This is a genomic window from Exiguobacterium sp. UBA3491 (assembly GCF_002377745.1).
Classification (GTDB): Bacteria; Bacillota; Bacilli; order Exiguobacteriales; family Exiguobacteriaceae; genus Exiguobacterium_A.
Genome location: NZ_DFQK01000012.1, coordinates 78,219 through 103,206 on the forward strand (window position 1 = coordinate 78,219; position 24,988 = coordinate 103,206).

The 24,988-nt window shown below is 46.7% G+C and carries 22 protein-coding genes and 1 other annotated feature; of the genes, 8 read left to right on the forward strand and 14 right to left on the reverse strand.

Features of this window, described 5'->3' with window-relative positions; all coding sequences use genetic code 11:
* Positions 1-44: 44 nt before the first annotated feature.
* Positions 45-1,109 carry an SDR family oxidoreductase gene (locus tag B4F99_RS03490; protein ID WP_251138013.1) on the reverse strand — a complete coding sequence of 355 codons (1,065 nt, stop codon included), beginning with the start codon at positions 1,107-1,109 and terminating at the stop codon, positions 45-47.
* On the reverse strand, positions 1,109-3,241 hold the full coding sequence (locus B4F99_RS03495) for a PAS domain-containing sensor histidine kinase (protein WP_214856671.1): 2,133 nt from the start codon (positions 3,239-3,241) through the stop codon (positions 1,109-1,111). The genes B4F99_RS03490 and B4F99_RS03495 overlap by 1 nt, the downstream gene beginning before the upstream one ends.
* Before the next feature lie 345 nt (positions 3,242-3,586).
* On the opposite strand from B4F99_RS03495, the gene B4F99_RS03500 reads away from it, so the two are divergent.
* Together B4F99_RS03500 and B4F99_RS03505 are read left to right on the forward strand one after the other, a co-directional pair.
* Positions 3,587-3,931 (forward strand): restriction endonuclease, encoded by a 345-nt coding sequence (locus B4F99_RS03500; RefSeq protein WP_235147606.1) that lies wholly within the window; start codon positions 3,587-3,589, stop codon positions 3,929-3,931.
* Between the two features lie 171 nt (positions 3,932-4,102).
* The gene (locus tag B4F99_RS03505; protein ID WP_214856669.1) at positions 4,103-4,579 is read left to right on the forward strand and encodes a hypothetical protein; all 477 of its coding nucleotides are present in this window, start codon (positions 4,103-4,105) and stop codon (positions 4,577-4,579) included.
* A 45-nt stretch (positions 4,580-4,624) separates the two neighbouring features.
* Here the strand turns inward: B4F99_RS03505 and B4F99_RS03510 are convergent, their stop codons facing one another.
* Positions 4,625-5,248: a DUF1836 domain-containing protein gene (locus B4F99_RS03510; RefSeq protein ID WP_214856668.1), complete on the reverse strand. Its 624-nt coding sequence runs from the start codon at positions 5,246-5,248 to the stop codon at positions 4,625-4,627.
* A gap of 111 nt (positions 5,249-5,359) precedes the next feature.
* Between B4F99_RS03510 and B4F99_RS03515 the strand changes: the two genes are divergently transcribed.
* A complete protein-coding gene (locus tag B4F99_RS03515) occupies positions 5,360-6,007 on the forward strand; it encodes a diacylglycerol/polyprenol kinase family protein (RefSeq protein ID WP_214856667.1) in 648 nt (215 codons plus the stop codon).
* Positions 6,008-6,010: 3 nt separating this feature from the next.
* On the opposite strand, the gene B4F99_RS03520 is transcribed toward B4F99_RS03515, so the two are convergent.
* The 3 genes from B4F99_RS03520 to B4F99_RS03530 all read right to left on the reverse strand — a co-directional run bounded on the left by B4F99_RS03520 (position 6,011) and on the right by B4F99_RS03530 (position 9,501).
* A complete protein-coding gene (locus B4F99_RS03520; RefSeq protein ID WP_214856666.1) occupies positions 6,011-6,871 on the reverse strand; it encodes a tetratricopeptide repeat protein in 861 nt (286 codons plus the stop codon).
* Positions 6,872-7,037: 166 nt separating this feature from the next.
* On the reverse strand, positions 7,038-8,162 hold the full coding sequence (gene ald, locus B4F99_RS03525; protein ID WP_029342897.1) for an alanine dehydrogenase: 1,125 nt from the start codon (positions 8,160-8,162) through the stop codon (positions 7,038-7,040).
* Positions 8,163-8,283: 121 nt separating this feature from the next.
* Complete coding sequence (locus tag B4F99_RS03530) at positions 8,284-9,501, reverse strand: PucR family transcriptional regulator (RefSeq protein WP_035395605.1); 1,218 nt, start codon at positions 9,499-9,501, stop codon at positions 8,284-8,286.
* 144 nt (positions 9,502-9,645) lie between these two features.
* Between B4F99_RS03530 and B4F99_RS03535 the strand changes: the two genes are divergently transcribed.
* Positions 9,646-11,022: an alanine/glycine:cation symporter family protein gene (locus B4F99_RS03535; RefSeq protein WP_214856665.1), complete on the forward strand. Its 1,377-nt coding sequence runs from the start codon at positions 9,646-9,648 to the stop codon at positions 11,020-11,022.
* A gap of 57 nt (positions 11,023-11,079) precedes the next feature.
* On the opposite strand, the gene B4F99_RS03540 is transcribed toward B4F99_RS03535, so the two are convergent.
* The 4 genes from B4F99_RS03540 to B4F99_RS03555 form a co-directional block, all read right to left on the reverse strand.
* Positions 11,080-11,937: a sulfite exporter TauE/SafE family protein gene (locus tag B4F99_RS03540; RefSeq protein WP_214856663.1), complete on the reverse strand. Its 858-nt coding sequence runs from the start codon at positions 11,935-11,937 to the stop codon at positions 11,080-11,082.
* Positions 11,938-12,051: 114 nt separating this feature from the next.
* Positions 12,052-13,608: a solute symporter family protein gene (locus B4F99_RS03545; RefSeq protein WP_035412105.1), complete on the reverse strand. Its 1,557-nt coding sequence runs from the start codon at positions 13,606-13,608 to the stop codon at positions 12,052-12,054.
* The gene (locus tag B4F99_RS03550; RefSeq protein WP_290755370.1) at positions 13,605-13,931 is read right to left on the reverse strand and encodes a DUF485 domain-containing protein; all 327 of its coding nucleotides are present in this window, start codon (positions 13,929-13,931) and stop codon (positions 13,605-13,607) included. Before B4F99_RS03550 ends, B4F99_RS03545 begins: the two co-directional genes overlap by 4 nt.
* A gap of 476 nt (positions 13,932-14,407) precedes the next feature.
* Complete coding sequence (locus B4F99_RS03555) at positions 14,408-15,055, reverse strand: TVP38/TMEM64 family protein (protein WP_290755371.1); 648 nt, start codon at positions 15,053-15,055, stop codon at positions 14,408-14,410.
* A gap of 238 nt (positions 15,056-15,293) precedes the next feature.
* On the opposite strand from B4F99_RS03555, the gene B4F99_RS03560 reads away from it, so the two are divergent.
* Positions 15,294-16,208 (forward strand): rhodanese-related sulfurtransferase, encoded by a 915-nt coding sequence (locus B4F99_RS03560; protein ID WP_396136368.1) that lies wholly within the window; start codon positions 15,294-15,296, stop codon positions 16,206-16,208.
* A gap of 59 nt (positions 16,209-16,267) precedes the next feature.
* Here the strand turns inward: B4F99_RS03560 and B4F99_RS03565 are convergent, their stop codons facing one another.
* Together B4F99_RS03565 and B4F99_RS03570 are read right to left on the reverse strand one after the other, a co-directional pair.
* Entirely contained in the window at positions 16,268-17,050 is a 783-nt protein-coding gene (locus B4F99_RS03565; RefSeq protein WP_290755372.1) for an alpha/beta hydrolase, read from the reverse strand.
* Positions 17,051-17,065: 15 nt separating this feature from the next.
* Complete coding sequence (locus B4F99_RS03570) at positions 17,066-18,742, reverse strand: GGDEF domain-containing protein (protein WP_290755373.1); 1,677 nt, start codon at positions 18,740-18,742, stop codon at positions 17,066-17,068.
* 129 nt (positions 18,743-18,871) lie between these two features.
* Positions 18,872-19,090 (forward strand) — a binding site (T-box leader).
* A gap of 59 nt (positions 19,091-19,149) precedes the next feature.
* On the opposite strand from B4F99_RS03570, the gene argS reads away from it, so the two are divergent.
* Positions 19,150-20,832 carry an arginine--tRNA ligase gene (gene argS, locus B4F99_RS03575; RefSeq protein WP_214856657.1) on the forward strand — a complete coding sequence of 561 codons (1,683 nt, stop codon included), beginning with the start codon at positions 19,150-19,152 and terminating at the stop codon, positions 20,830-20,832.
* Between the two features lie 30 nt (positions 20,833-20,862).
* Positions 20,863-21,468 (forward strand): hypothetical protein, encoded by a 606-nt coding sequence (locus tag B4F99_RS03580; protein WP_214856656.1) that lies wholly within the window; start codon positions 20,863-20,865, stop codon positions 21,466-21,468.
* Between the two features lie 62 nt (positions 21,469-21,530).
* Here the strand turns inward: B4F99_RS03580 and B4F99_RS03585 are convergent, their stop codons facing one another.
* Positions 21,531-22,127: a metallophosphoesterase family protein gene (locus B4F99_RS03585; protein WP_290755375.1), complete on the reverse strand. Its 597-nt coding sequence runs from the start codon at positions 22,125-22,127 to the stop codon at positions 21,531-21,533.
* Positions 22,128-22,207: 80 nt separating this feature from the next.
* Positions 22,208-22,702, reverse strand: coding sequence for a YajQ family cyclic di-GMP-binding protein (locus B4F99_RS03590; RefSeq protein ID WP_023469671.1), 495 nt, complete (start codon positions 22,700-22,702; stop codon positions 22,208-22,210).
* Positions 22,703-22,813: 111 nt separating this feature from the next.
* Here B4F99_RS03590 and pulA point away from each other — a divergent pair, with 111 nt between their 5' ends.
* Positions 22,814-24,820: a type I pullulanase gene (pulA, locus tag B4F99_RS03595; RefSeq protein ID WP_290755377.1), complete on the forward strand. Its 2,007-nt coding sequence runs from the start codon at positions 22,814-22,816 to the stop codon at positions 24,818-24,820.
* Positions 24,821-24,988 lie beyond the last annotated feature (168 nt).

A 24,988-nucleotide genomic window follows, 5' to 3' on the forward strand; every position in this document is an offset into this window, starting at 1 on the left:
AAAAGTCCAATCGACTTCCCTTGAGGAAGAACGATTGGACTTTTTTAGTGTGTCGCGTGTGTTTGGTAATAATGGACGAGCCGAGGCATCGTTTCTGTTAGGTCCGGACAAATGATTCCGGTATCTCGTAAATCACGTAAGACCTGTGTTGTATCGTATTGAACGGGATGGATGAAATAATCGAGTGTCTGACGTTGCATCTGGAGTCGTTTTGCGACGGTGGGTGTCAACGCTGTACTGATGAGCCGAAATGGTACGATACCACGCGGGTAACGTCCATAATAGGCGACATGTAACATCTCGAAAATCGCGCGTGCGCCATGTGGAAATGGATCCGTCAGATGATATGTCTTATTTTTTCCGACGGGTGCATGACTGAGATAAGCAGTCGCTTCAATGACATAATCATATGGCACGAGATTGACGAGCGCGTTTGCTCGACCAGGATACGGAAGAGGAGCAAAGGATTGCAGGAAACGCATCGCGTTCAAAACAAAATAAACACCATCCCATTTCGGTGTTTCACCTGTTTCAGAATGTCCGACGACGATGCCGGGGCGGATGATTGTATAGGGAATCGTTCCGAGTTCTTTGCGTAAGCGCACTTCAGCAAGGTATTTTGTTTCTTCGTAAGCATTTTTAAAGCGACTTGCCTGTAATTCCTCTTCGAGAATCGTGCCGGAGCGCAGACCGGAGACATACGCTGTACTGAAGTAGATGTAGCGTTCTAAAGCACGGCACGTGTGGGCAAACTGTGTCACGTTCGCGGTACCGATGACATTGATCCGAAAGGCAGGTTCATATGCCGTAGCTAAATCGTATAGCGCAGCAAGATGAAAAATATGTGTGACCTCTTGTTGCAGGATCATCCGTATATCAGACGATAAAGCAAGTTGTTCGACCGTGATATCGCCTTCGTGCAACACGAGTTGCTCGGGTCGTAAAGATGTGCGTTCTAAAAGGTCATCGCGTCGCTTAACAGCTGCGTTTCGTTCTGACGATAAATGAAGCACATGAAAACAAGCGATTTGATTTGGAATTCGTGCTAGTTGTTCAATTAGTTTAGTCGCTAAAAAGCCGGGAAAACCCGTCATGAAATAGGTCCGCATCAATTCCATTCCTTTCTTGGATCGCGTTCGAGAACGACGGTGAACGTCGAACCATCATTGATTTCTGATTCAACTGAAATCGCTCCTCCGTGTGATTCGATGATTTCCTTACAGATGGCAAGACCGAGTCCGGTACCACCAATTTTCCGGATGTCCGAGTTATCGACCCGGTAAAATTTCGTAAAGAGCTTGTCGAATGCATTTTGTGGAATACCGAGTCCGTAATCGGTCACGGAGAACGTCGCTTTCTCTTCGTTTGCTGAGAGACGGACTTGAATGTGATCCGCCTGTGGAGAGTATTTAATAGCATTCGAAAGCAAGTTCAACATGACTTGCTTGATTTTGTGCTCATCCGCAAAAACGAGTACGGGATCTTCCGGTAGTTCCAATTCAATCCGGTGTTCGACGGTTTCCCGATAGGTATCGACGGTCGATGTGAGGAGATCGCGTAATGAGAACGAGGTAAAGGTATACTCCTGTTTTCCACCCTCTAGACGCTGAATATCTAAAAACTCATTTAATAGTGTCGTCAGCCGTTTGGTCTCTTCGTGAACGATTTCGACATAACGTTTGATTTTATCAGCTGGTTGCTCTCGGTAGCGAAGCAATTCCATATACCCGAGGATCGATGAGAGTGGCGTCCGTAACTCATGCGATACGGTACTGACAAGTTCATCCTTGACTTGATCCATCTTTGCTTCCTCAGTTCGGTCACGGAAAACGAATAAGAAACCATGACGAGAAATACGACTCTTTTCCTTCTTGATCGCCGTCGCATAAAATTCAAAATAAAGTGGACTCGATTCGTTCGGTCGCTGTAACGTAAAACGAAACGATAGTTCAGAATGTTTTCCGGCGAGTAATTCTTCTACTTGTCGGAGCATCTCGAATCGAGTGTTCAAATCGAGATTCGGAATCAGACTGATCCGTTCTTGGATTTTACTTGGCGCAATCCCTGGTACATCAAGTAACTTGCGTGCTTTGACGTTCATGAAGATGAAACTTCCATCCTCTTCCGTCAGCAGGAATCCTTCATTAGAGGCTTGAAGAATCGATTGTGTGATGTCACGTTGACGCATGATGGCATTTTTTTCACGTTCAAGCATTTTCTCGATTTTTTTTCGTTCCGTGATATCACGAACGACGGCGACGCGCATACGGATATTGTTGTAGATGATTTCACGTGGGAAAACTTCAATTTCGACAGAAGTTCCGTCGGCACGTTGACCAAGAACTTCATAGGGTTCTTCTCGATGTTCTTCGATTCGTTGTAAGACACGCGCATGATGATCCGGATGAATCAACTCAAGCGTCGTTTTTCCTTTCATCTTTTCAAGCTTCGTCCGGAAGATGACCTCTGCTGCGCGGTTGGCATCGATGATGATGCCATGGTCATGAAAAATGACGGCTTCGACGACGGACTCCGAGAAGAGTCGGAAGCGGCGTTCACTTTTCGTCAGGTGCCATTCGATTTGTTTTTGTGTCGTGATGTCCTGAATGAGTAAAAAGTACGTATCATTCGGCAGACGTGTCATATAAAGCCGTCCATGGAACGTCGAACCATCCAGACGATGATAGGTCCATTCATTTTCCGCTTCCCGACCATGGAGTAAGAAGAGTTGTTCATCGGATAAATCTTTCAGGTTCAGTTGTTCAAGATGTTGACGGCGGGTAGCAACTTCCTTTGCGTCATGGAGAATCGTCGGTTTTAGACCGATGATGTCTTCGGCATGATCGAATCGGAATAAGGTACTGGCAACCTCGTTATATGCTCGAATCCGAAACTCCGGATCTGTGATGAATAAGGCAGCATCAAAAGTTGAATCAAATAAGTCTTCTATTTTAAGAGAAGCGACATGGACAAGAAAATAGTCAGTCTCTTCAATCGCTGTGACTGTTAACTGATGTGTCGTCAAAATGACGGTTTCCTGTTGGATCGGAAACAAATCATCCGTAATCGAAAAAAGTTTCTGGATCGTTTCTTTATCCGGAGTGGTCATGAACTGGTGTTGAAACGCGTCATTATGAAAGTGAATCTTTCCATCTGCATCGACAAGAAGTACGGGTTCTTTCATAGCACGTAACGTCGAATGGATGATCCGTAGCGATGAAGGGGATGAATGTTCTGCCATGAGCTACCTCCTTACTGGTCTTCGACCATGGATTTTAAGACAGTCTTTCCTCGTTAGTTTACTTCTGCAAGACGAGCCGCGTTTCCTGTCGAAGGAAGCAACCAACGAAGAATTTTAGTATAGTGAAAAAAAGGTCACGACGAAGTAGAGGGGAAAAGTAGGATGAAACAATTAAAAAGAAAACGATTGTTACTAGCAGCTTTGTTTGCCATGATAGGAGTTTTCGGAACTTATTTTTTTTCAAGTTCTTGGGAACCTTTAATCTTAATCATCAGTATAGTAGGGTGTATCCTTTTTCTTCTTTTGTCCGTTTTAACGCCGTCGCTTGAAAAAAGACTCGATCGAATGGAAGGACGAGAATTTGAAGAATGGCTTGCCGATTTATTTGAAACAGCAGGATATCGGGTCGAGTTGACACCTGCCTCACGCGACTTCGGAGCAGATTTGTTGATAGAGGATGAACGAGGGTATAAGATTGCCATCCAGGCGAAGCGATACAGTGCGGCTGTAGGGCTCGAAGCGGTTCAACAGGTCGCTGCCTCGGTTCCATTCTACGGAATGGACGAGGGATGGGTCGTTACGAATTCGACCTTTACAGAAGCCGCGTATCAACTGGCAGAACCGAATCAAGTTCGTCTCATCGATCGGGAAGAATTGCTCGCATTTGCAAAAGAGATGAACCTGCATTGAACTTGTCGAATGATTGTCGACAAAAGGGGGTTGTCAATTTGAAGAAACGGTGCAATAATCATTTTCGTTAACGAAATATCATACAGATAAAGAAAGTTAAACTATACAGGATGTCTAAATAAACTGGGGACGAAAAACCAGCACGTTTTAGCAGTGAGAGGAGAATTTCTGTTGCGCAAAGTTGTCTATGTGCAGGGTTGCGTTTTTTCGCAAGGTCATGCCGCGATTTATGATGAAGCGCACCAAATGATCGGTGCGGTTCAACACGACGAAAACGGTCGTGTTCAAGTAATGAATGGTGAAGGTAGAGGGGTAGCGTTTGGTAAGTTCATTCCGACATGCAAGAAATGGGTCGTGATGAACCATGATGGACAAGAGGTAGGTCAAATGCGCGAGAAGTTTTCGCTCTTCTCGAAGAAATGTGAGTACAACGTATATGAGCGTGGTACGTTCACGATTTCCTTCGACCTGACAAAAGGAAAATTCTCCGTACGGAGTGCAGCCGGAGAAGTCGTTGCGGAATTATTGCAGGACGGTGATGAATACCGTCTTGTCAAGGATGCTGACAAGCTCTCAATGTACGAACTACTCTCTGTCCTGAAAAGTCTGACGAATAACGTCCACTTTAAATCACTGACAGCTGTTTAATAAAAAAAAGATGCCTTCCATGACATGGATGGCATCTTTTTTTCATCATGTCGTTTGCAGGACATGATGGAGGCGTTGTTTAGCTTCATGTGTCAAATGCGACACACGACGGGCGTAGAGGCAGAGTTGTAAGACATGAACGGTTTCAGGGCGGTAGGCGTTAATCCGCTCGAGCGAGCGTTTGAGACGCTTCTCCGTTAATTCGATCGGTCCACTTGTCTCCGCGTGCTGCGTATAGACGAGATAAAAATTAAGAGGGCTGATTAAATCATCCTCATCGATATTTGGGTTCTGGAAGACGATCGTCAGCAGTTCCCGTGTTTCTTCTAACGAGAAGAGGTGTTTTAAATCATCCAACAGGTAGATGATGGCGGCTTGATTGATCGAGTATTTTTTCCCACGATGCGGTACGCCGATGATGTCCCGAACTTCACGTTTCGTCCAGTTCTGGATCGTCGTCGCTGACATGTGTTCTCCGATTAGAGCATTTGCCAAATGGACGATTTCATTGATCGATAAACCATTTTTTAATGGATCGAATTGTTTCAGGCGATTGATTACCTTTGGCAATTCCGTTCCTTCCATTGCGACGAGGGGTTCGATTCCTTTCCCCTCGTTCAGGCGTTGCAGACAACTTGATAATGTTTGGACTGCTTGAGCATCATACATTTCCAAAACTTCCTCTCTAGGACGTCATTTGACCTTATGTTATCAAATGAAGGTTCAATAGGGCAAATGGCAACTAAAACAACGTACAATAATAGGAAAGGGGGAATCACGATGGAATGGTTTGCTGCCATTGGCACGATTGGAATCGTCGGCTTCATTCTCGTCATTCTTGAATTCGTTGGACGCCGTTTCGGATTTTCTCCCGAGACGGTTCGGAAATGGATTCATGTCGCTGTCGGTCACTGGGTATTTCTTGCGCTGCTATGGCTTGATCACTGGTACATCGCCATCGTACCATTACTTTTCTTTGCTCTCGTCAATCTGTTGACATTACGAAAAGGAATCGGACAGATGCATGGCGTCGACCGTCCTTCTTATGGAACGGTCTATTATCCGCTCGCATTGGCAGGACTCGTCCTATTCTTCTTCGAACGACAACCGATGGCATTCGTTGCGGGAAGCATGGTGCTCGCTTGGGGAGATGGTCTCGCGGCACTCGTCGGAAAACGCTTCGGGAAGACGTTTTACGTCCGCGGTGAGACGAAACGTTCCTTTGAAGGAAGTATCGCTTTGTTTTTAGCGTCATTCCTTGTTTTGACTGTAACGTTCTTATTTTATGGACAACCGATTTGGCTCGCTGTCAGTTACGGCTTCTTGCTTGCAAACATCGCAGCCTTAATCGAAGCAATCTCATATCGCGATCTCGACAACTTAATCTTGCCATGGACGATCGCGGCACTCGTTGCGTTTGCTTTTTGACTTTCAGTCGCGTAACAACAATTGTTTGAAATAGAGAAAACGTAGTCGAATATAGTCTGGGTACGCACGCCATCCTGCATGTCGGATGGTCATATCTCGACACATATCACGGAAAACATAGCGATAGATTTTTTCTTCGGAATCGTCATAAACAGCTGCGTACAAGCCGTGCTCGAGCATATTGGAAATGCGTTCGTCGAGTTTAGCGTAGAGTGTATCGTCGCTGTCTTCACGCAATGTAGCATGTAGCATCTCGTATTGAATACCTTGATTAGCAGAAGCAGTCGCATGAAAGACAGCTGTTTTATCGAGATGAGATACCCCGATGATTAACGCATAGAGTGTTTCCAACATATCGATCGAATGACCGTCTAGTTGTTGGATGGAATCAATAGCCATCAGCGTATCGATTCCAGATGCGCCAACTTTTTTTAAATATGTAAACGCATGGACGGCTGATTCTCCATAAAATTGTCGATGATTGTAATGGACGGCAAGAGAACGATGTCCTGCCGGTTCTTCCGGGAACCGTGTGATGGCTGAAAGGAAAAACTGTTCTGCTTCGTGCATATATCCTTCCTCTTCACTGATGATACCGAGAAGAATGTATCCTTGCACATGCTCGCCGATTTGCTGGTGCGTCTCTTCAATAAGTCGACGCGCTTGAGTGAGTTCGTTCTTGAAATAAAGGGAATGGGCTGTAGCAATGTTGAGCAATGGATGGGATGGAACGAGAACACGTAAGCGCTCGGTTGCGGCAATACGTATGTTCTCTTCTGTATCAGATGTCAGTGCTTCGAGTAACGCAACTTCAGCGACATGGCTCTGAAGTTCATGAGAATGAGCGGTTACGGTTTGTGTCATGTAATGAAATCACCTCTATTAGTTCAAAATCATATATTTTCATCATATGACAAGCCGAGTGGTGCCTCAAGAAATAATAAAGAGATTCGTCCGCAATTTCTTCTTTTCATAAAAAATAGCCGATCATTCCTAGAAAAGGAAGCATCGGCTATTTTTACTTTCGAAATTATGCGTGTAAGTGAAGTACATCTTCAACGGATTTGTACGTGTATCCGAGATCGCGTGCGACCGCTTCATACGTGACGAAGCCTTGCGCGACATTCAATCCTTTTTCGAGAGCATCGTTTTCAGCAAGCGCACGATGTGTGCCTTTATTCGCGAGTTCAAGGACATACGGAAGCGTTGCGTTCGTCAATGCCAGGGTAGACGTACGTGGAACGGCACCCGGCATGTTCGCGACCGCGTAATGAACGACACCGAATTTTTCGTACGTTGGATCATCATGCGTCGAGATGCGGTCAACCGTCTCAAAGATTCCACCTTGGTCGATGGCAACGTCAACGATGACAGCACCTGGCTTCATCCGTTTGACCATGTCGGCAGTGACGAGCTTCGGTGCTTTTGCACCTGGAATCAAGACAGCACCGATGACGAGATCACTTTCAGCGACCGCTTCAGCAATCGTGTACGGGTTTGAGATCAATGTGTTGATCGAGTTACCAAAGATATCATCTAACTGGCGAAGGCGTTCTGGACTAACATCGATGATTGTAACATCTGCACCAAGACCGACAGCGAGTTTCGCAGCATTTGTTCCGACGACACCGCCACCGATGACTGTTACTTTTCCACGACGAACCCCAGGGACACCTGCAAGCAGGATGCCCATACCACCGTGTGGTTTTTCCAAGAACTGTGCACCGATTTGTGATGCCATACGACCGGCGACTTCACTCATTGGTGTTAACAATGGAAGTGTGCGGTTCTTCTCGACTGTCTCATAAGCGATTGCTGTGATGTTCGAATCAACGAGTGCACGTGTCAGTTCTGGCTCAGCAGCTAGGTGGAGATACGTGAATAATGTCAGGTCCGGACGGAAATATTGGTACTCTGAAGCGATTGGCTCTTTGACTTTTAAAGCCAGTTCGGCTGTTGCCCAGACTTCAGCAGCAGTCGCGATGATTTCAGCACCAGCTTTGACGTACTCCTCGTTCGTGAAACCACTCCCCATGCCTGCCATCGATTCAATGATGACACGATGTCCTTGTGCATGTAACGCTGCTACCCCGGCAGGTGTTAATGCAACACGGTTTTCGTTGTTTTTGATTTCCTTTAATACTCCAATGATCATGTGAACGCGATCCCCTTTCGCAAATAAACAAATCAATTTCTCTTCTTCTTCAGTATACGAGAAATGAAAACGCTCTACTTTATCGGTGTTTTCAAAAATAACCGATATCCTTTGTGTAAAATCACAAAGGATATCGGTCTGCTTTTAGGTACAAATAGAGTAAGGAACGTTCGGGTAGTGATTCCATCCGGATACCAGCTTCCTCCTCGATCCGTCGCATCCGATATAGGATCGTGTTCGGATGAACATGGAGATGGGAAGCGACTTGCTTGACGTTCCCATCATAATGAAGAAACCATTCTAGCGTCTCACATAAAGAGGAGGCATGTTTCACATCGTAAGCACGCAATCGCTCGATTTCTTCGAGACGGACCGTTCGTCGTCGCAGACGTTCTGAAAAAATTGGCAAGAGCTGAAACAAGCCGAGACGTTCGTAACGCGTCACGTTCTTCAGTTCGAATGGAAAGGCATCTTTCAAACGCAAGACGATGCCCGCTTCTTCATAGCGCTCGGGAATCGCTTGGACGCCTGTGAAGACTTCACTACTTGCTGCGACAAAGTCCGTGTAATCGAACCGCTCCGCGAGTAATTGGCGGAAGGACTGGATGAAGGCGTCAAACTGTAGACGTTCTTGTTCTGCGTCGCGGTCGTTTGTGCTGATCCACAAGATAAAATCTGTTTCATCATATGCGTAAAGTAATGGACGAACCGTCTGTTGGATCGTCAATAAATAGCGCAGACGATCCGCAAGTCGTGGTGTGATTGCTTCTGAAAAACGGATGACCGTCAAACGACTAATGCCAGGGGGTGCGACATGGAGCTTAGAAAACATCTTCAGGATCTCCGACTCGGATAGTTCTTCATGTAATAACTCAAAGAAGAATTGTTCCGTCTGCTCTTCCTTCCGTTTTTTCTGCATATCGATCGCTAGTAACTGACGTTGAGCAAGCAGAGCTCCTTTCTTTAAATCTGCTAGTTCTGATGGAGTGAACGGGGTACTGCGAGCAATCGACCAAATGTAGCCGAGAATTTCTGAATCTTGTTTGATGGCAATGGCGACGCGGTCATTCAGTCCAACATCCGTGCGCGCAGAAATGATGAGCGGATCGTCTTGAGTAGCGAGACTCTGGATGACTTCGTCTTTCCAGAGTTGGTCGATGACCGATTCCGGTACCCGGCGACCGATGATCGTTGCGACACGAGCAGGGTCCGTGTCAGCAGTATGCGTACTATAGGCAAGGAGACGGTGATTACGATCTTCAATCGTAATCGGCGCATTTAAGGCGATACCGATCGCTTCCGCTAAATCGTCTAACGAATGGTATGAAGCTTCTAACATGGAGGAATCCCTTCTTTCTCTCTCGTTCAGTATCTTTAGTATAGCTTCTGTTGTGTAAAATCACAAAAAGTATTCTTTCGTATTGTATGAAAACACAACTCCATGCTACGGTAAGCCTCGGAAAAAGAGAGAGGATGAAATGGCATGGATGTGTTACGTCTGATATCTGCTTGGGTCTGGGGAATTCCAAGCATGGTGTTGTTAGTAGGAACGGGAGTGTACTTTACGATTCGTTTACGTGGTCTTCAGTTTCGTCGCTTGAAACAAGCGTTTCAATTGTCAGTTCAAAAATCAGGACAGGGTGAAGGGGAAATTAGTAGCTTTCAGATGTTAATGACGTCTCTTGCAGCGACGATCGGGAACGGAAACATCGCGGGAATCGCGGTCGCCTTAACGATGGGCGGACCGGGTGCAGTCTTTTGGATGTGGATCATCGGTTTGATCGGAATGGCGACGAAATATGCGGAAAGTCTTCTTGCGATTCTTTTTAGAAGTCGAAATGAACGCGGCGAAGCTGTCAGTGGACCAATGTATTATATCGAAAAGGGACTAGGTGCAAAATTTAAATTCCTCGCCATCTTGTTTGCGGCATTTGGTTTGATTGCATCATTTGGTGTCGGGAACACCGTGCAAGCGAATGCGATGGCAACGGTGCTTGAGCAATCGTTTCATGTACCGCTTCTACTCTTCGGCATTCTGCTCGCGCTGGCAGTCTATGTATCGATTCGTGGTGGGCTCGAACGCGTCAGTGCGATCTCGACGATCTTCGTTCCGATCATGAGCTTGCTCTATATCGGTGCCGCTTGTGTGCTTTTGGTAGTGAAAGCAGATCAGATTCTACCAGCCCTTGGTTTAATCTTTGCGTATGCTTTCCAGCCGCTTGCACCTGCAGGCGCCTTCACCGGTGTATCGATCATGATGGCAATGCAAGTCGGTGTAGCACGAGGCATTTTTACGAATGAGGCAGGACTCGGGACAGCAGCCTTGATCGCCGGATCTGCGAAAAGTGAACGTCCGGTCGAACAAGGATTGATCTCGATGACAAGTACCTTCATCGTGACTTTGGTCGTCTGTACGATGACGGCACTCGTTCTTCTGACGACAGGATTTTGGGATCCGTCAGGCGGGTTACATTCAGGTGTAACGCACGATGCGAGCCTTTCCGGGGCAGCACTAACGGCAACCGCCTTTGCGAGCGTCCTTGGATCATTTGGAGAATGGACTGTCGCATTCTCCGTCTTCTTCTTCGGTTATTCGACGATCATCGGTTGGTATGTCTATGGAGAGAAGTGCTTGGAGTACTTGAGCGGTACGACACGTTTCAACGAAGGATACCGTGTATTCTTTGCACTCGCAGCCTGTTATGGTGCCGTCGCGCAATTAGAACCGTTGTGGCTCGTCGCAGATATCGCAAATGGATTGATGATGATTCCGAACTTGATCGGGATGCTGTTCTTGTCGCACTTGGTCATTGAACAAACGAGGAATTACGAACGGACGGCTCATAAACGAGTCGCTTAAACGAACAAAAGCCGTGATGCCTTTAAACAGGCACCACGGCTTTTGTGATGAGACGATTCATCCATTCGTCCGACGACGACTGTAGATGAGGAGTGTCAGTAAGAATATTAAACTCAGCGCAACGAGGACAGAGAGTGAAGCGACGTTCCAGCCGATGACCTCGAGTAAAACACTGATCGCAACCGTCAAATAGAAGATACCGAGGTACTTTTTGACGAATGGGCTTTCGAAGTGCGTCAATTGCTTCGCGCCAATCGGTGCTCCGAGCAAGGCACCGACGATCAGCATGATTCCGACCAGGATATCGATGTTCGTACTTGCGACCGTGTAATTGACGAGTCCCGATAGGACAATCAGCAACGCGGAAGCAATACTCGTTCCGACCGCACGTTTCAACTCATAGCCAACGATCCCGACGAGTAACGGGGTGATGATGAAGCCACCGCTGACACCAAGTAATGAAGAAATGAATCCGGCGAACAAACCAGTGAAGGCAAGAGCGAGATATCGATTTTTCCACCCCGTCTGTTCACCCGTCGTTGATTTCGGACGTAAGAATTTATTCGCGAAGTAGAGTAAGAGACCGATATAAACGATTGAGATGACGAGATGAGCACCATTGACTGCCTCTAGTCGAAGAACGAGTGGTGTCGCGATCGTCGAACCGATGATTCCGACGCCACCGACGACGAGACTATCGCGCCAGACGACATTTTTAAGACGTAAGTGAGAGAGCGTACCTGAAACCGTTGATCCGAGAGTCAACATGAGGCTCGTCGCGATCGCGACACTCGGAGCATATCCTAAAATGAGTAACAGGGGCGTCAAGATGATACCGCCACCGATTCCGAAAAATCCGGAAATGATTCCAATGAAAAATCCGAGGATTAAGAAATAATAAAAAGCGAGATCCATGTACAGTCTTCCTTTCCTTTTCTTCTCTATTATTCACTTAGTATGGCAATGAATGAGAAGAATGTAAAAGGGGACGGCTCCTTCAAGGGGGTTGAAGGAGCCGTTAAGGGGAACTTATTCTTTTGACGCGGCGACTTCCGTTGCTGCATCGATACCGGTATTGGCCTTGACTAAGATACGTTCGAAGTTACCGGCAACCTCGTTCGATTTCGTCAACAATGTCCCGACGATAGCTCCGAGGAAACCAAGCGGGATGGAGACGATTCCTGGATTCGTCAGCGGGAAGAGGGCTTCCCCGACAAACAAGGCTGAACCGTCGACTGCCCAAAGGTTTGGACTGAGTGCGACGAGAATCAGTGAAGAGAATAACCCGACGACCATACCTGTGACAGCTCCGCCAGTATTGAAACGGCGCCAGAAGATCGTCAAGAGAATGACTGGCAAGTTGGCACTTGCCGCGACAGCGAAGGCAAGCGATACGAGGAACGCGACGTTCATCGATTGTGCGAACAATGCCAGTACCATCGAAATCAAGGCGACAGCAATGGAAGCAAGTCGTGCTGCCGTCATCTGTTCTTTTTCCGTTGCTTGCCCTTTGCGTAGAATATGACTATAAAAATCATGAGCAAAGGCAGACGCAGCGGATAAGACAAGTCCTGCAACAACGGCGAGGATTGTCGCAAAAGCGACCGCAGCGACGAATGCAAAGAGTAAATCGCCACCAAGTGCTTTAGCGAGAAGTGGCGCAGCCATGTTACCAGCAGCATTAGCAGCGATGATATCTTCAGAACCAACGAAAGCAGCAGCACCAAAGCCGAGGAAAATCGTCAAGATATAAAAGACACCAATGATCCATGTCGCGTACACGACGGATTTACGAGCTGTCGGAGCATCCTTAACAGTAAAGAAACGAATTAAGATATGTGGTAATCCAGCTGTTCCAAGAACGAGCGCGAGATTGAGCGAAATCGTATCGAGTGGTAACTTAAATTTGTTTCCAGGATTCAAGAATGAATCTCCGAGCGGCGTGGCTTGTTTCACTTCTGAAAACATCTTGAAGATCGAGAAATCGAACTTCGCGAAGACCATGAACGAGATGACGGCTGTTCCTGCCATCAAGAGAATCGCTTTGATGATTTGAACCCACGAAGTCGCAGTCATACCACCGAAGACGACGTAGACCGTCATTAAGATACCGACGATGATGACACTCGTCGTATAAGGAATTCCTAACAACAATTCAATCAAGGCACCTGCACCGACGAGTTGCGCGATCATGTAAAAAATCGAGATCGCAATCGAGTTCATGGCAGCGACTCCACGAACTTTTGAGGCGTTAAAACGAGCGGCAATCATATCAGCCATCGTGTATTTTCCGAGGTTCCGAAGTGGTTCGGCAACGAGGTACAAGACAACAAGATAAGCAACGAGGAAGCCGATCGAGTAAAAGAATCCGTCGAATCCGGCTAAAGCGATCATCCCGGCAATTCCGAGGAACGAGGCGGCGGACATGTAGTCGCCGGCAATCGCCATCCCGTTTTGTGCACCAGTGAGTCCGCCGTCCGCTGTATAAAAGTCGTTAGCTGTTTTTGTTTTACGGGCAGCAAAGTATGTAATGACGAGCGTCAAACCGACGATCGCTGCGAATAGGGCAACGGCAGTATAATTCATTTCGACTCCTCCTTGATCTGTTCGACGAGTCGATCAAAGGCACGTGCTTTTTTGCTATACATCATGCAGAACGTCCACGTCATGATGAACTGGGCAAATGCGAATACCCAAGCTCCTGTAATATCACCGAATACTGGCTCATTCAAAATCGTGAAGTAACTTGTCAAAATCGGAAGCGCAAAATAAAAAATAAGGCAAAAACTAATAGCTGGAAGAATGAAGCCGTTCTTTTGGCGCATCAATTGTTGAAAGGTAGCACTCTCGACAATGGCTGGAGCAGATTGAGTCGCTTCATTTTTCTGGACTTCGGACGCTTGATGCATGAGGACGCCTCCTTTAAGGAATGAATGTAAATTCATTATAAGGATGTCGTTTCTGGAAAAGCTATCCTAATTTTTAAGAAGAAAAGATCATTATTATATTAATATTGGTCATACCAATTTAATGTAAGCGTTCTCAATATTGAACATTGTTTGAACGTTATTTTTATATATTAACCACTTTATAAAATGATTCAAAAGACCTAGTCCCTAGAAAAATGAGAACAGCTTAAAGGGGCTGACTCAAAAGTCAGTCTCTACAAAGATAAGGATGGCAGAATGATGATCTGCCATCCTTATCTCGTAACAAAAAGAATGACGCGTTTCGCGCCACTCCTACAGGAAAAGCGCATTTATGCGCTGTCAGAGACGAACAAGACCCGCTTTCCTGCTTCAACGGAGCAGGAAAACTGGCTTGTGTCTCGCCTGAGGAAAGGGCGTGAAAAGACGCGTCATTCTTTTTTTGAGTCAGCCTCGAGTCATTTTTCAAATGGACGTTCGATCTTATCTTCGATTTCTCGTAAATGATCCGCACGTTTTGAAAGGGCACGACGCTTCAACCATTCTTCCGTCCCGCGACTAACTCCCCAGATGGCGAGTAAAATCAAAAATAGAAGGACAAGACGCATCGGACGTTCAAGAAACGTGGACCATTCCTTTCCGATTAGCGAGAAGATGATGACGACGATCAGACGCCCGGCACCAGCAGCGATCAAATACGTCCGCAGCGATAGTTGAATCATGGCAGAAATGGACGTGATGATGAACGCAGGCATGAATGGAAGCGAAAAAAAGAATCCGAGTGAGATGGGACTCATGTGACGAACACGTTCGATCCACTGTTGCGCGGCATGGTGTTTTTCAAGCCAACGCGTGACCGGACGACGAAATAGATATCGAATACAAGCGAAGACGACGAGTGATCCAAGCATGCTCCCGACCCATGATACGAGAACACCCATACCAAAACCATAGGTTGCCGCATTCGCGGAAATGATCAGGACGAGTGGCAGGAAAGGAAATAGAGACTCAAGAAACGGGGCAATCAAACCGGTGGCAGCTCCTCCAGGTAAGTCTTGGAGAAAGAAAATCATCTGCTCGATCCAGTCACGAAGTGTATGGAGCATTCGGAATCCTCCTTGCGAGATGTACTACTGTGTTTTATTTTACCTCTTTCGGATTCAGAAAGGGAATGAAATTCCTTGAAAGGGATTCAGGAATTGTGGATTGTACATTCGAAAGGGAGTTGGTATTATACTTAAATGGGTGCGTTTTGCAGGCGTTCCCAGCTAGTCAATAGCTAGACGCTTCGTTTGCCAACGTTCGTTTTACTGCAAAAAACTGACATGGGGGCTAATGAGGAATATGAAACCTTATCGCGTACTATTATTTTATAAGTATGTTCCAATTGAAAATGCGGAACAGCTAACGAAAGAGCATCTTGCTTACTGTAAAGAGCTCGGTATCAAAGGTCGGATTTTGATTGCACCTGAAGGAATCAACGGCACACTCTCTGGAACAGTCGAACAAACGGAACAATACATGAAGGACTTGACGGCGGATCCACGATTCGCTGACATCGAATTCAAAATCGATGAAGTCGAGGAGCATGCCTTCAAAAAGACGTTCGTCCGTTACAAAAAAGAACTCGTCACATGGCGTTTTGAGGACGAATTCAACGTACCAGAAGAACACGCTGCGTATCTTGAACCAGCAGAGTGGAAAGAAATGATGAAACAAGATGACGTCGTCATTCTCGATGTACGCAACAACTACGAATACGACCTCGGACACTTCAAGAATGCTGTAAAAGTGGATGTCAATGCTTCACGGGAATTCCCGGAGTGGCTTGACGAGAACGAGCATTTGTTTGAAGGAAAAAAGGTTCTCACATACTGTACGGGTGGTGTTCGTTGTGAAAAATTCACGGCGTACTTCCGTAAACGGCAACAGAGTGATGATATCTTCCACCTTAAAGGCGGAGTCGTCATGTACGGAAAAGATGAACAGACACAAGGAGAAGACTGGGAAGGCGAACTATACGTCTTTGATGAGCGTGTACAAGTTCCTGTCAATGCCGTCAATCCTTCTGTCGTCTCAGAATGTTACTACTGTGGAAAACCGGAGACGCGCTACGTTAATTGCGCAAACCCGGAATGCAATCGACAGCACTTCTGCTGTGAAGAATGCGAACCAAAAGTCATGCGTTCGTGTTCCGATGAATGCCGGGAGCATCCGCGCAACCGTTATGAAAAAGAGCAACAAGAAGAATTAGTATAAGGCACGCGTAAAAAGCCGGATGATTTCTTTAATAGAAACCGTCCGGCTTTTTTGTGTATTCAAGAGGATGGGAACAAGTAACGTAAAATATCTGGCAAACGTTTGGCCCAGGCCGTTTCATGATGGATTGCTTCCGGAATGATCGTATAGCGACTTTGAGCGAGTTTCTGTTCGACCGCTCGCGCTAAGACATCATTCGTGTGTAAATAATCCGTCTCGGTCATCGGACCACTCACTTCTTTTGTGCCGACGTCCATATAACAGCGATGCGTTGCAGACAGAGACGGACTGCGCTCGATGAATTCAAGGAGTGAGGAGAAGTTTGCCCATCCAGCAGTCGATAAGGCAGCGACGCGCGTGATGACTTCCGGATACGCGAATAATCCATATAGCGAGATGACGCCACCCATCGAACTGCCGATCATTGTCGTATCATCAGGGCGTGTCGCATAGTTGGCATCAATGTATGGTTTTAACTCGCGGATGATCCAGTCCATATAGACCTTACCGTTGCCACCGATTGACGTCCGGTGCGAAGGATAGGCGCTTCGCATCAATAAGGCTTCGTCACTCCAAGGAGCATAGTCATCGTACCGATCCATTCCATCTTCTGGACTGTCAATCGCGACGACCATTGCCGGAATCTGTGTCTGTTGTAGTGCAAGATGAATCTCCCAGCCTTTTCCGAACGAGGCGGTTTCTCCACTAAAGACGTTTTGTCCGTCATGCATATAAATTACTGGTAAAGCTTCAGAAGGATCAAAATGTGGCGGACGATGAATTCGAATCGTCCGGTGGGTTTGTGATGTCGGTAGCGTCATTTCAATTTCCGTAATCGACAATAGAGTCACGACCTTTCAAAGATTTGCATAGTGCGCGGTACAATTGCGTCCGTTGTGTTTTCCGCCGACATAGAGTGCATGATCGGCTTGACGTAGCGATTCTTCGAACGTCCGTTGATATCTTTCTTCCACTGTATCAATTCCGAGGCTTATAGTTAAGGAAAGTCGGTGACCATCGACGAGGAAGGGGCGATCCATGACCGCATGGCGGACCGTCTCGGCAATCTGAATGGCAGCCTCTTGACTACGATTTCGCAACAAAAGTACGAATTCCTCCCCGCCATAACGAGCAGCGAAGACATCATCATGTTGCAGTTGGATCACCTGGATGCGTCGACCGAGTTCACGAAGGACGAGATCGCCTACTTTATGCCCGTACGTATCGTTGACGTGTTTGAAATGATCGATATCAAACAGAATCACGGAAAGCGGATAGCAATCAGCAGCGAATTCTTGTCGACCGTGTTCGTAAAAGGCACGACTATTTGGTAATTCCGTTAAGGCGTCAGTCCGACTTTCTGTATAGAGTTGAACCGTTTCACGAGAGCGTTCTAGGACGCGACAAAAGATACGGAGTAGACGAGATAATTCGTCGGCATTCGTCGCATCATAGGCGTCTGCGACTTGATGGAACAGAATGATCGAGACATCGACTTCTCCGCTCGTAATCGAAGGAATTGCTAGCATTGAATGGCGATCGACAGGCAATCCGATTTGAATATCGTTTCCCCAGTCGCAACGAAGACCATAGATGATCGGGGTATGCAAATCGTCGGCTGTCAAAGAGTGAAACAGCGGTAACACATCGATCGGTTGCTTCGTCCGGATGTCATAGATGACTTGTTTCCGCTGTTGTTGAATCGAAATCCAGCCTTCAGAAAACGGTAGCAGATGCGGTAAATCGAGAAGTAACGAGTCGATCGTCTCGCGTTCGAAGCGGGAGATCAATAAGTGTTCCTTCGCATCATCAAATCGTTTAGCATTATCATTTGCTTCAAGTGAGTCACCACGTTCTTGCAACAGACGTTTGAATAAAAAGAGAATCAAGGCGGAGACTGTAGCCGCGACAAGAGGACTTTCATCGTAGAACCAGATCCCAAGTAGAGCACTTAACATGCTGATTCCGTAAACGAGGGACTGAAGCTTCACAAGACGTTGCCAATCGTATTTCAAGAAAAGAAAGCGATTGACGAGCAGACATTGGAAGTAAGAAACAAGGAAGACTGTGATCAAAAAGCCGATGAAGGGAATCAGAGCTTTGGTATACGTAAAGCTTGAGCCGATCGGTCCACCGAGCGCTTCATACGCAAATACCGGAAGCGAGATGTAGACTAAATCAAACAAGGCGTTGATTGGGTAGAGATAGGCGAAACGTTTCCAGCGAATCGCTTTTCGGTGAGACATGAATTGAAAGACGAGAATACCGACTTGGCTTAAAATCAAAGCGTACGTCAAACCGTAATTGAGGAATAAAAATAAAATGATTCCTTCTTGAAACGTATAATAAATGCCGCCACGACGGACATTATCGAACTGAAACAGGAGAACGAGCCCAAACAAATAAAGGGTATTGACGATGGAGATGGAAGGAGGGAAGGTAGGTGGATGAACGATGCCAATCAATAACAATGTCAAGGCGACGAGACTGAAAACGATCCAGCTCGTCCGGGCTACCTGTTGGTAGTAGCGCATGAAACATCCCTCCCCCTGAGAAGTATCTTTTATTCCTATACCCGAATTGTGGAAATTTTGATAAGCCATTTACCAAAAAAATAAGGTTGAGAGAAAAGAAAGAATTGCGTATAATGTGAAAGATATCGAATACAGTCGATGATGAAGAGAGTAACGGTTGATTTTCGTCAACTAGCGAATCAGGGAATGGTGGAAGCCTGAGGACGAACCGGTCGTGAAGCGCACTTCTGAGACGCTACCCGATTCCTGAAAGAAAAGGCGTAGCCGGGGGAACCCCGTTATCCCCGAACAAGGTGGGTGTCAAAAGGACACCAAGAAGAGTGGTACCGCGGTCATTCCGTCTCTTTGCGCGTGGCGCAAGGGGCGTTTTTTATTGCCAAAAATCAGTGAAGCAGGAGGAAATAAAGATGAGTTATAAAACGCAATACGCAGAAGTATTACATCAAGTCATGGAAGGTGCCTTATCGATTGAACAAATCGAACAACTAATCGAGCAACCGAAACATGAAGATCATGGAGATCTAGCATTCCCATGCTTCATGCTCGCGAAAGCATTCCGTAAAGCACCCAATATGATTGCTTCGGACCTCGCAGAAAAAATCGACGCGCCATTGTTCTCAAACGTTCAGGCTGTAGGTCCTTACATCAACGTCTTCTTGAACCGGGAAGTCGTATCGCAAGAAATCGTCAACCAAGTTCTGACGGAAAATGAGACGTTCGGATCAAGTGAAGCCAATGGAAAAACGATTGTCACTGATTTTTCATCACCAAACATCGCGAAACCATTCTCGATGGGTCACTTACGTTCAACGGTAATCGGAAACGCGCTCAACCAAATCTCACGTAAAAAAGGCTATGATGTCGTCGGTGTCAACCATTTAGGGGACTGGGGAACACAGTTCGGGAAATTGATGGTTGCGTACACGATGTGGGGTGAGGAAGAAGCGGTCCGTGCAGAACCAATCAAGGAATTGTTGAAATTATATGTCCGGTTCCACGAAGAAGCGGAAACAAATCCGGCACTTGAAGACGAAGGACGTCTCTGGTTCAAAAAACTCGAACAAGGTGATGAGCAGGCAACAACGCTTTGGACGTGGTTCCGTGAAGTCTCACTTGTTGAGTTCAATCGTGTTTATGAGATGCTCGGAGTTAAATTCGATAGCTTGAACGGAGAAGCTTTCTACAACGATAAGATGCAACACGTCATCGATTTGCTTGAAGAAAAAGATTTACTCGTCGAATCAGAAGGGGCAATGGTCGTCGACCTCGAAGCAGAAGGTATGCCGCCTGCTTTGATTAAAAAGAAGGATGGCGCAACGCTTTATGCGACACGTGACTTAGCAGCTGCTGTCTATCGTCTCGAAACGTACCGTTTTGAGCAAGCATTCTACGTCGTTGGCGGCGAACAAGCGCTTCACTTTAAGCAATTGTTCGCAGTCCTGAAGAAACTTGGATTTGAGAATGTCGACGGAATGCACCATGTACCGTTCGGTTTGATTATGAAAGACGGAAAGAAAATGTCTACGCGTAAAGGTCGGATCGTCTTGCTTGAAGAAGTACTACAAGAAGCAATCGACGTCGCGAAGCAAAACATCGCGGAAAAAAATCCGAACTTAGCGAATGCCGAAGCAACAGCTCGTCAAGTAGGTGTTGGCGCCGTCATCTTCCATGATTTGAAAAATGAACGGATGAACAATATCGAGTTCGATCTTGAGCAGATGTTGAAATTCGAAGGTGAAACAGGACCGTATGTCCAGTATACGAATGCTCGTGCGCACTCATTGCTCCGTAAAGGTAGCTATGATGGCACACCATTCGCTGGCAGTGCCGATGATCATGCATGGGGTGTCGTATCGATGCTGAACCAATTCTCGACGGTCATCGATCGCGCGTTCACACGTCGCGAGCCGTCAATCATCAGCCGTTACGTCTTAGATCTTGCACAAAGCTTTAATAAATACTACGGACACGTCCGTGTTCTCGAAGATGACGCGGCAAAACAATCGCGTCTTGCACTCGTCAAGTCCGTCACGATCGTCTTGACAGAAGGTCTTCGTTTACTTGGTGTCGGCGCTCCGGAAGAAATGTAAGACCAATCCACGAATAAGAAGAGGTAGATTATGAAGACTGAGACGAAAGACCGATTACAGCAAGCTGCTTCACGGATGAAGCAGGAGCCTTTGGCAGAAACCGTCGCCTTCATGGCTGATTTTCACGGGAAACTCGCTGCTTGGTTACCGGGAGAGTCTGTCGATTTCGTTCACGATTTCGTGACGGCGCCGGAAGCTGATTTGATTGCTCCGATCGAAGGAGACGCGTTGCGCACGAAAGACAATTTTGAATTCTTCATGCGTAAAAAACAGACACGAAAAAAACTCGGCGAACTGTTGACGCTTTGGAAGTCGGCGCGCACGACAGAGACGTTGAGTCAAATCGATGCGATCGGATTGAAAAAATGGCTCGCTCGTAATGAATTCCGTTCGGAAGACAAGCCATGGGATTATTTGAACCGTCTGCATGTTCTTCTGTTCCTTGATTTGATGACGACGATCATCGATGATCATCGATTGACGAGTTTGCATGAGCAACTTGTCGGTACAACACCAGTTCCGACGAGCTTCGTTCGTCGTCAAGGGGATGTCCGTCAAGTCATCGAAGCATTCGCGGAAGAGACGAACTTCACACAAGTGGATGTCGTCAAGGCATCGCTTGTCCGTTATCTCTGATCAATAGGATGCACAAACAAAAGCCGTCGAGCCCTGTGCCCGACGGCTTTTGTCGTATCTTCTTAGTTTGCCCGATGGAACACGATCGATTGTTGCTCTGAATCGTAAAGACACCATTCTCGTTCGAACACGACAGGACCTAGATTGATGGCATATCGTCCTCCATTATTAATGGATAAAGATTGATACAATGGGCTCGACATAGCAATGCCATTTCGAAACAAACCTCTGATATGACTATGACCAAAAAAGAGTACTGGTTCACGTTGCTGTGACAGATCGGGCAAAAAATCACGGGACCAATTCAATTGATCTCCATGAATCAATAATGCACCCTCGATGCGTTGTTTTCGAGGGCAATCGCGTAACGCATCGATGACAGGAGATAGTTGCGGTGGAACGAGCGACAGGATGCGCTCTTCTTGATTGCCAAGTAACATCTTAAAATCAATTAGGTTTAAAAAATCATCATCAAGCGTCACGACGAGGGAGAGCGATTCGAAGGAATAGCGCTTCGCTCGCTTTTTACCGACATGACATTCATGAACGTCACCAAGGCAGAACAAATGCGCATCGGGAGCGAGCTGTCGTATGTCAGCTAGGACAGCCGCTGTGTCGGCTACTGAGCTGTGAAGATCCGCAAAAAGGGCATAACGCATGATCGACCACTCCTTTGTTAAGGAGATACCCGAAAATGCGCTATGCCTATCTTTTGAATATGAGCGTTCAGATCAATCGATTAACGGAAGTTAATGAATTGAACGTCGACCGATAATGGAAGCTCACGAACGATCTGCATGACTTGTTGTAAGTCATCACGCGATTTACCTGTGACACGAATTTGATCATCTTGGATCTGTGTCTTCACTTTTAATTTCGATTCCTTGACGGCATTGTTGATCTTTTTCGCGTCGTCACGGTCGATTCCACTTTTCAGGATGACACGTTGTCGGACTGTATTCCCGGCAGCCTGCTCGACTTTTTCATACTGCAGGTTTTTGGTTGGGACTTCTCGCTTGATCAATTTTGCTGTTAAGACGTCTTTGACTTGATCGAGTTTGAAATCGTCATCTGAGATTAGAATCAAATCCTCTTTTTCGAGCTTCATGTCGCTTTTTGAACCTTTGAAGTCGAAGCGGTTCGTGATTTCCTTCAGTGCGATTTGGACCGCGTTCTTGACTTCCTCGATGTTGATTTGTGACACGATATCAAATGAATTATCTTTTGCTGCCATTTCAATCTCCCCTTTCATTCCACTCTCTATTTTAGAGAGGAATACCGGAAGCGTCCACTGCTTTGAAATTTTGTTATAATAAAAACCATGAAATGAAAGGGGTGCTTGGCTTTGAAACAAACAGCAGACATGTTGACGCTCACACCGCAAGAACTGGATGAGCGATTTGCCTATAGTGGAAATGATTTAGGAGCGACCTTCTCAGAGACAGCGATTCACGTGCGCTTGTGGGCGCCGACAGCAGAACGTGTCGTGATTCGTCTCTACAAGACACTACGCGCACGAAAAGTCGAAGAGGTCGAGATGGTGGCAGGCGAACGGGGAACGTACGTCGTCGAACTCGATCGAGCGACATATGAAGGTTATTTCTATACGTTTCAAGCGAGCATCAACGGACAAAAAGTCGAGGCGGTCGATCCGTATGCGAAAGCCGTCGGAACGAACGGAAAGCGCGGCGCATTAATTGACCCGACCAGTGTGACACCAGAACGATGGATTGAAGAACGTCCATTGTTCCATTCTTCGCAAGACGCAGTTGTCTATGAATTACACGTACGCGATGCAACGAGTCATCCGGGTAGTGGTGTCGTCGCACGTGGGACGTTCGCTGGACTGACGGAAGCTGGGACACGGACACCAAATGGTGGATTGACAGGGCTTGATTATTTGGCAGACCTCGGTGTGACACATGTCCAGTTACTACCGATCTATGATTTTGGCTCGGTCAATGAGACAGCGCCGAACGACCCGGATAACTATAACTGGGGTTATGATCCGGTGAACTACTTTGCGCCGGAAGGTTCGTACTCCTCGAATCCGGATGATCCACGAACGCGGATCCTTGAATTAAAACAATTGGTGCAGGCGTTACATGATCGCGGGATCCGTGTCATCATGGACGTCGTCTTCAATCATACGTATGATGCGGCGACGGTTCCGCTTGGTCAGTTCGTTCCTGGATACTTTTATCGTCAAGAGGCGGATGGGAGTCTCTCAAACGGTAGTTTCTGTGGAAATGATACCGCATCTGAACGTCTGATGATGCGAAAGTTCATTCTTGATTGTGTGACGTACTGGGCGAAAGAATACCATCTCGATGGGTTCCGCTTCGACTTAATGGGACTTCATGATGTTGAGACGATGAATCAAGTGCGCCATGCACTTGACCGGATTGATCCGTCGATTCTGATCATCGGTGAAGGCTGGGATCTCGATACGCCACTTGATCCGGAAGAAAAAGCGAACTATTTCAACGCACCGAAGATGCCAGGGATCGCTCATTTCAACAACGGCTTACGGGACGGGGTCAAAGGCGACGTCCAAACGCCAGAAGACCGTGGTTTCATCAGTGGTGCATTTGACCGGACGAGTGAAGTCAAACGGGGAATCGCTGGTAACGTCTCTTCGCAAGGATTTGCCGATGAGCCGAATCAAGTCGTCTCGTACGTCGAGGCTCATGATGATTTGACGATTTGGGATAAATTAACGGTGTCTCGTCCAGAAGACACGGAAGAGATTCGTCGGAAACGGCAAATGCTTGCAAATGCGATCATTTTGACGGGACAAGGCATTCCTTTCCTCCATGCCGGACAAGAGTTCTTCCGGACGAAGGACGGAATTCGTGACAGCTTCAATGCCGGAGAGGTCGTCAATCGTCTTGACTATGAACGGGCGGAAACAGAGCGTCCGGCAGTCGAGTACGTCAAAGGATTGATTGCCCTCCGTCGTCAGTATCCGATGTTCCGTCTCGCAAACGCAGCGATGATCAAAAAACATCTGCGTTTCCTCGAAGAAGGGGAAGGTGTCATTGCCTTTGAACTGAAACGAACATATGAAGGATACGTCGAACGGCAGCGTGTCTATCATAATGCGACGGAAGAGGATATCACGATTGAATTGCCAAACGGTGAATTCGAGGTGTTGGTGGAGTCGGGTGCCGTTAAGTTGCACGCACCACGACTGCATGAAGAGAAACAGTTGGTCGTCCAAGCATTGACGACGACGGTCATCGCCGAACGAAAAGCGGATTACAAGAAATATGCGGTAGCAGGCGGTGCAGCACTGACGATTATCGGATTGTTGTACGCAGCGAACAAACGTCGAAAGAAAACCGATTAAATGGAGAAGGATGAAGCACTAAATGGCTTCGTCCTTCTTTTGTGCGCGGATGACAGTCCGATGTCAGTCTGTCATGCAATTGACTTGCGAAAATCATCGAAACATTGTTTGAAGATACATCTTTCGGGAAAAATTATATGTAGTATTTAAGATGTTGTTTTGAAGTGA

Coding starts and splice junctions, on each gene's coding strand:
- B4F99_RS03490 (WP_251138013.1), bottom strand. CDS start 1,109: ATGCGGACCTATTTCATGACGGGTTTTCCCGGCTTTTTAGCGACTAAA.
- B4F99_RS03495 (WP_214856671.1), bottom strand. CDS start 3,241: ATGGCAGAACATTCATCCCCTTCATCGCTACGGATCATCCATTCGACG.
- B4F99_RS03500 (WP_235147606.1), top strand. CDS start 3,587: ATGGAAGGACGAGAATTTGAAGAATGGCTTGCCGATTTATTTGAAACA.
- B4F99_RS03510 (WP_214856668.1), bottom strand. CDS start 5,248: ATGTATGATGCTCAAGCAGTCCAAACATTATCAAGTTGTCTGCAACGC.
- B4F99_RS03515 (WP_214856667.1), top strand. CDS start 5,360: ATGGAATGGTTTGCTGCCATTGGCACGATTGGAATCGTCGGCTTCATT.
- B4F99_RS03520 (WP_214856666.1), bottom strand. CDS start 6,871: ATGACACAAACCGTAACCGCTCATTCTCATGAACTTCAGAGCCATGTC.
- ald (WP_029342897.1), bottom strand. CDS start 8,162: ATGATCATTGGAGTATTAAAGGAAATCAAAAACAACGAAAACCGTGTT.
- B4F99_RS03530 (WP_035395605.1), bottom strand. CDS start 9,501: ATGTTAGAAGCTTCATACCATTCGTTAGACGATTTAGCGGAAGCGATC.
- B4F99_RS03535 (WP_214856665.1), top strand. CDS start 9,646: ATGGATGTGTTACGTCTGATATCTGCTTGGGTCTGGGGAATTCCAAGC.
- B4F99_RS03540 (WP_214856663.1), bottom strand. CDS start 11,937: ATGGATCTCGCTTTTTATTATTTCTTAATCCTCGGATTTTTCATTGGA.
- B4F99_RS03545 (WP_035412105.1), bottom strand. CDS start 13,608: ATGAATTATACTGCCGTTGCCCTATTCGCAGCGATCGTCGGTTTGACG.
- B4F99_RS03550 (WP_290755370.1), bottom strand. CDS start 13,931: ATGCATCAAGCGTCCGAAGTCCAGAAAAATGAAGCGACTCAATCTGCT.
- B4F99_RS03555 (WP_290755371.1), bottom strand. CDS start 15,055: ATGCTCCATACACTTCGTGACTGGATCGAGCAGATGATTTTCTTTCTC.
- B4F99_RS03560 (WP_396136368.1), top strand. CDS start 15,294: ATGAAACCTTATCGCGTACTATTATTTTATAAGTATGTTCCAATTGAA.
- B4F99_RS03570 (WP_290755373.1), bottom strand. CDS start 18,742: ATGCGCTACTACCAACAGGTAGCCCGGACGAGCTGGATCGTTTTCAGT.
- argS (WP_214856657.1), top strand. CDS start 19,150: ATGAGTTATAAAACGCAATACGCAGAAGTATTACATCAAGTCATGGAA.
- B4F99_RS03580 (WP_214856656.1), top strand. CDS start 20,863: ATGAAGACTGAGACGAAAGACCGATTACAGCAAGCTGCTTCACGGATG.
- B4F99_RS03585 (WP_290755375.1), bottom strand. CDS start 22,127: ATGCGTTATGCCCTTTTTGCGGATCTTCACAGCTCAGTAGCCGACACA.
- B4F99_RS03590 (WP_023469671.1), bottom strand. CDS start 22,702: ATGGCAGCAAAAGATAATTCATTTGATATCGTGTCACAAATCAACATC.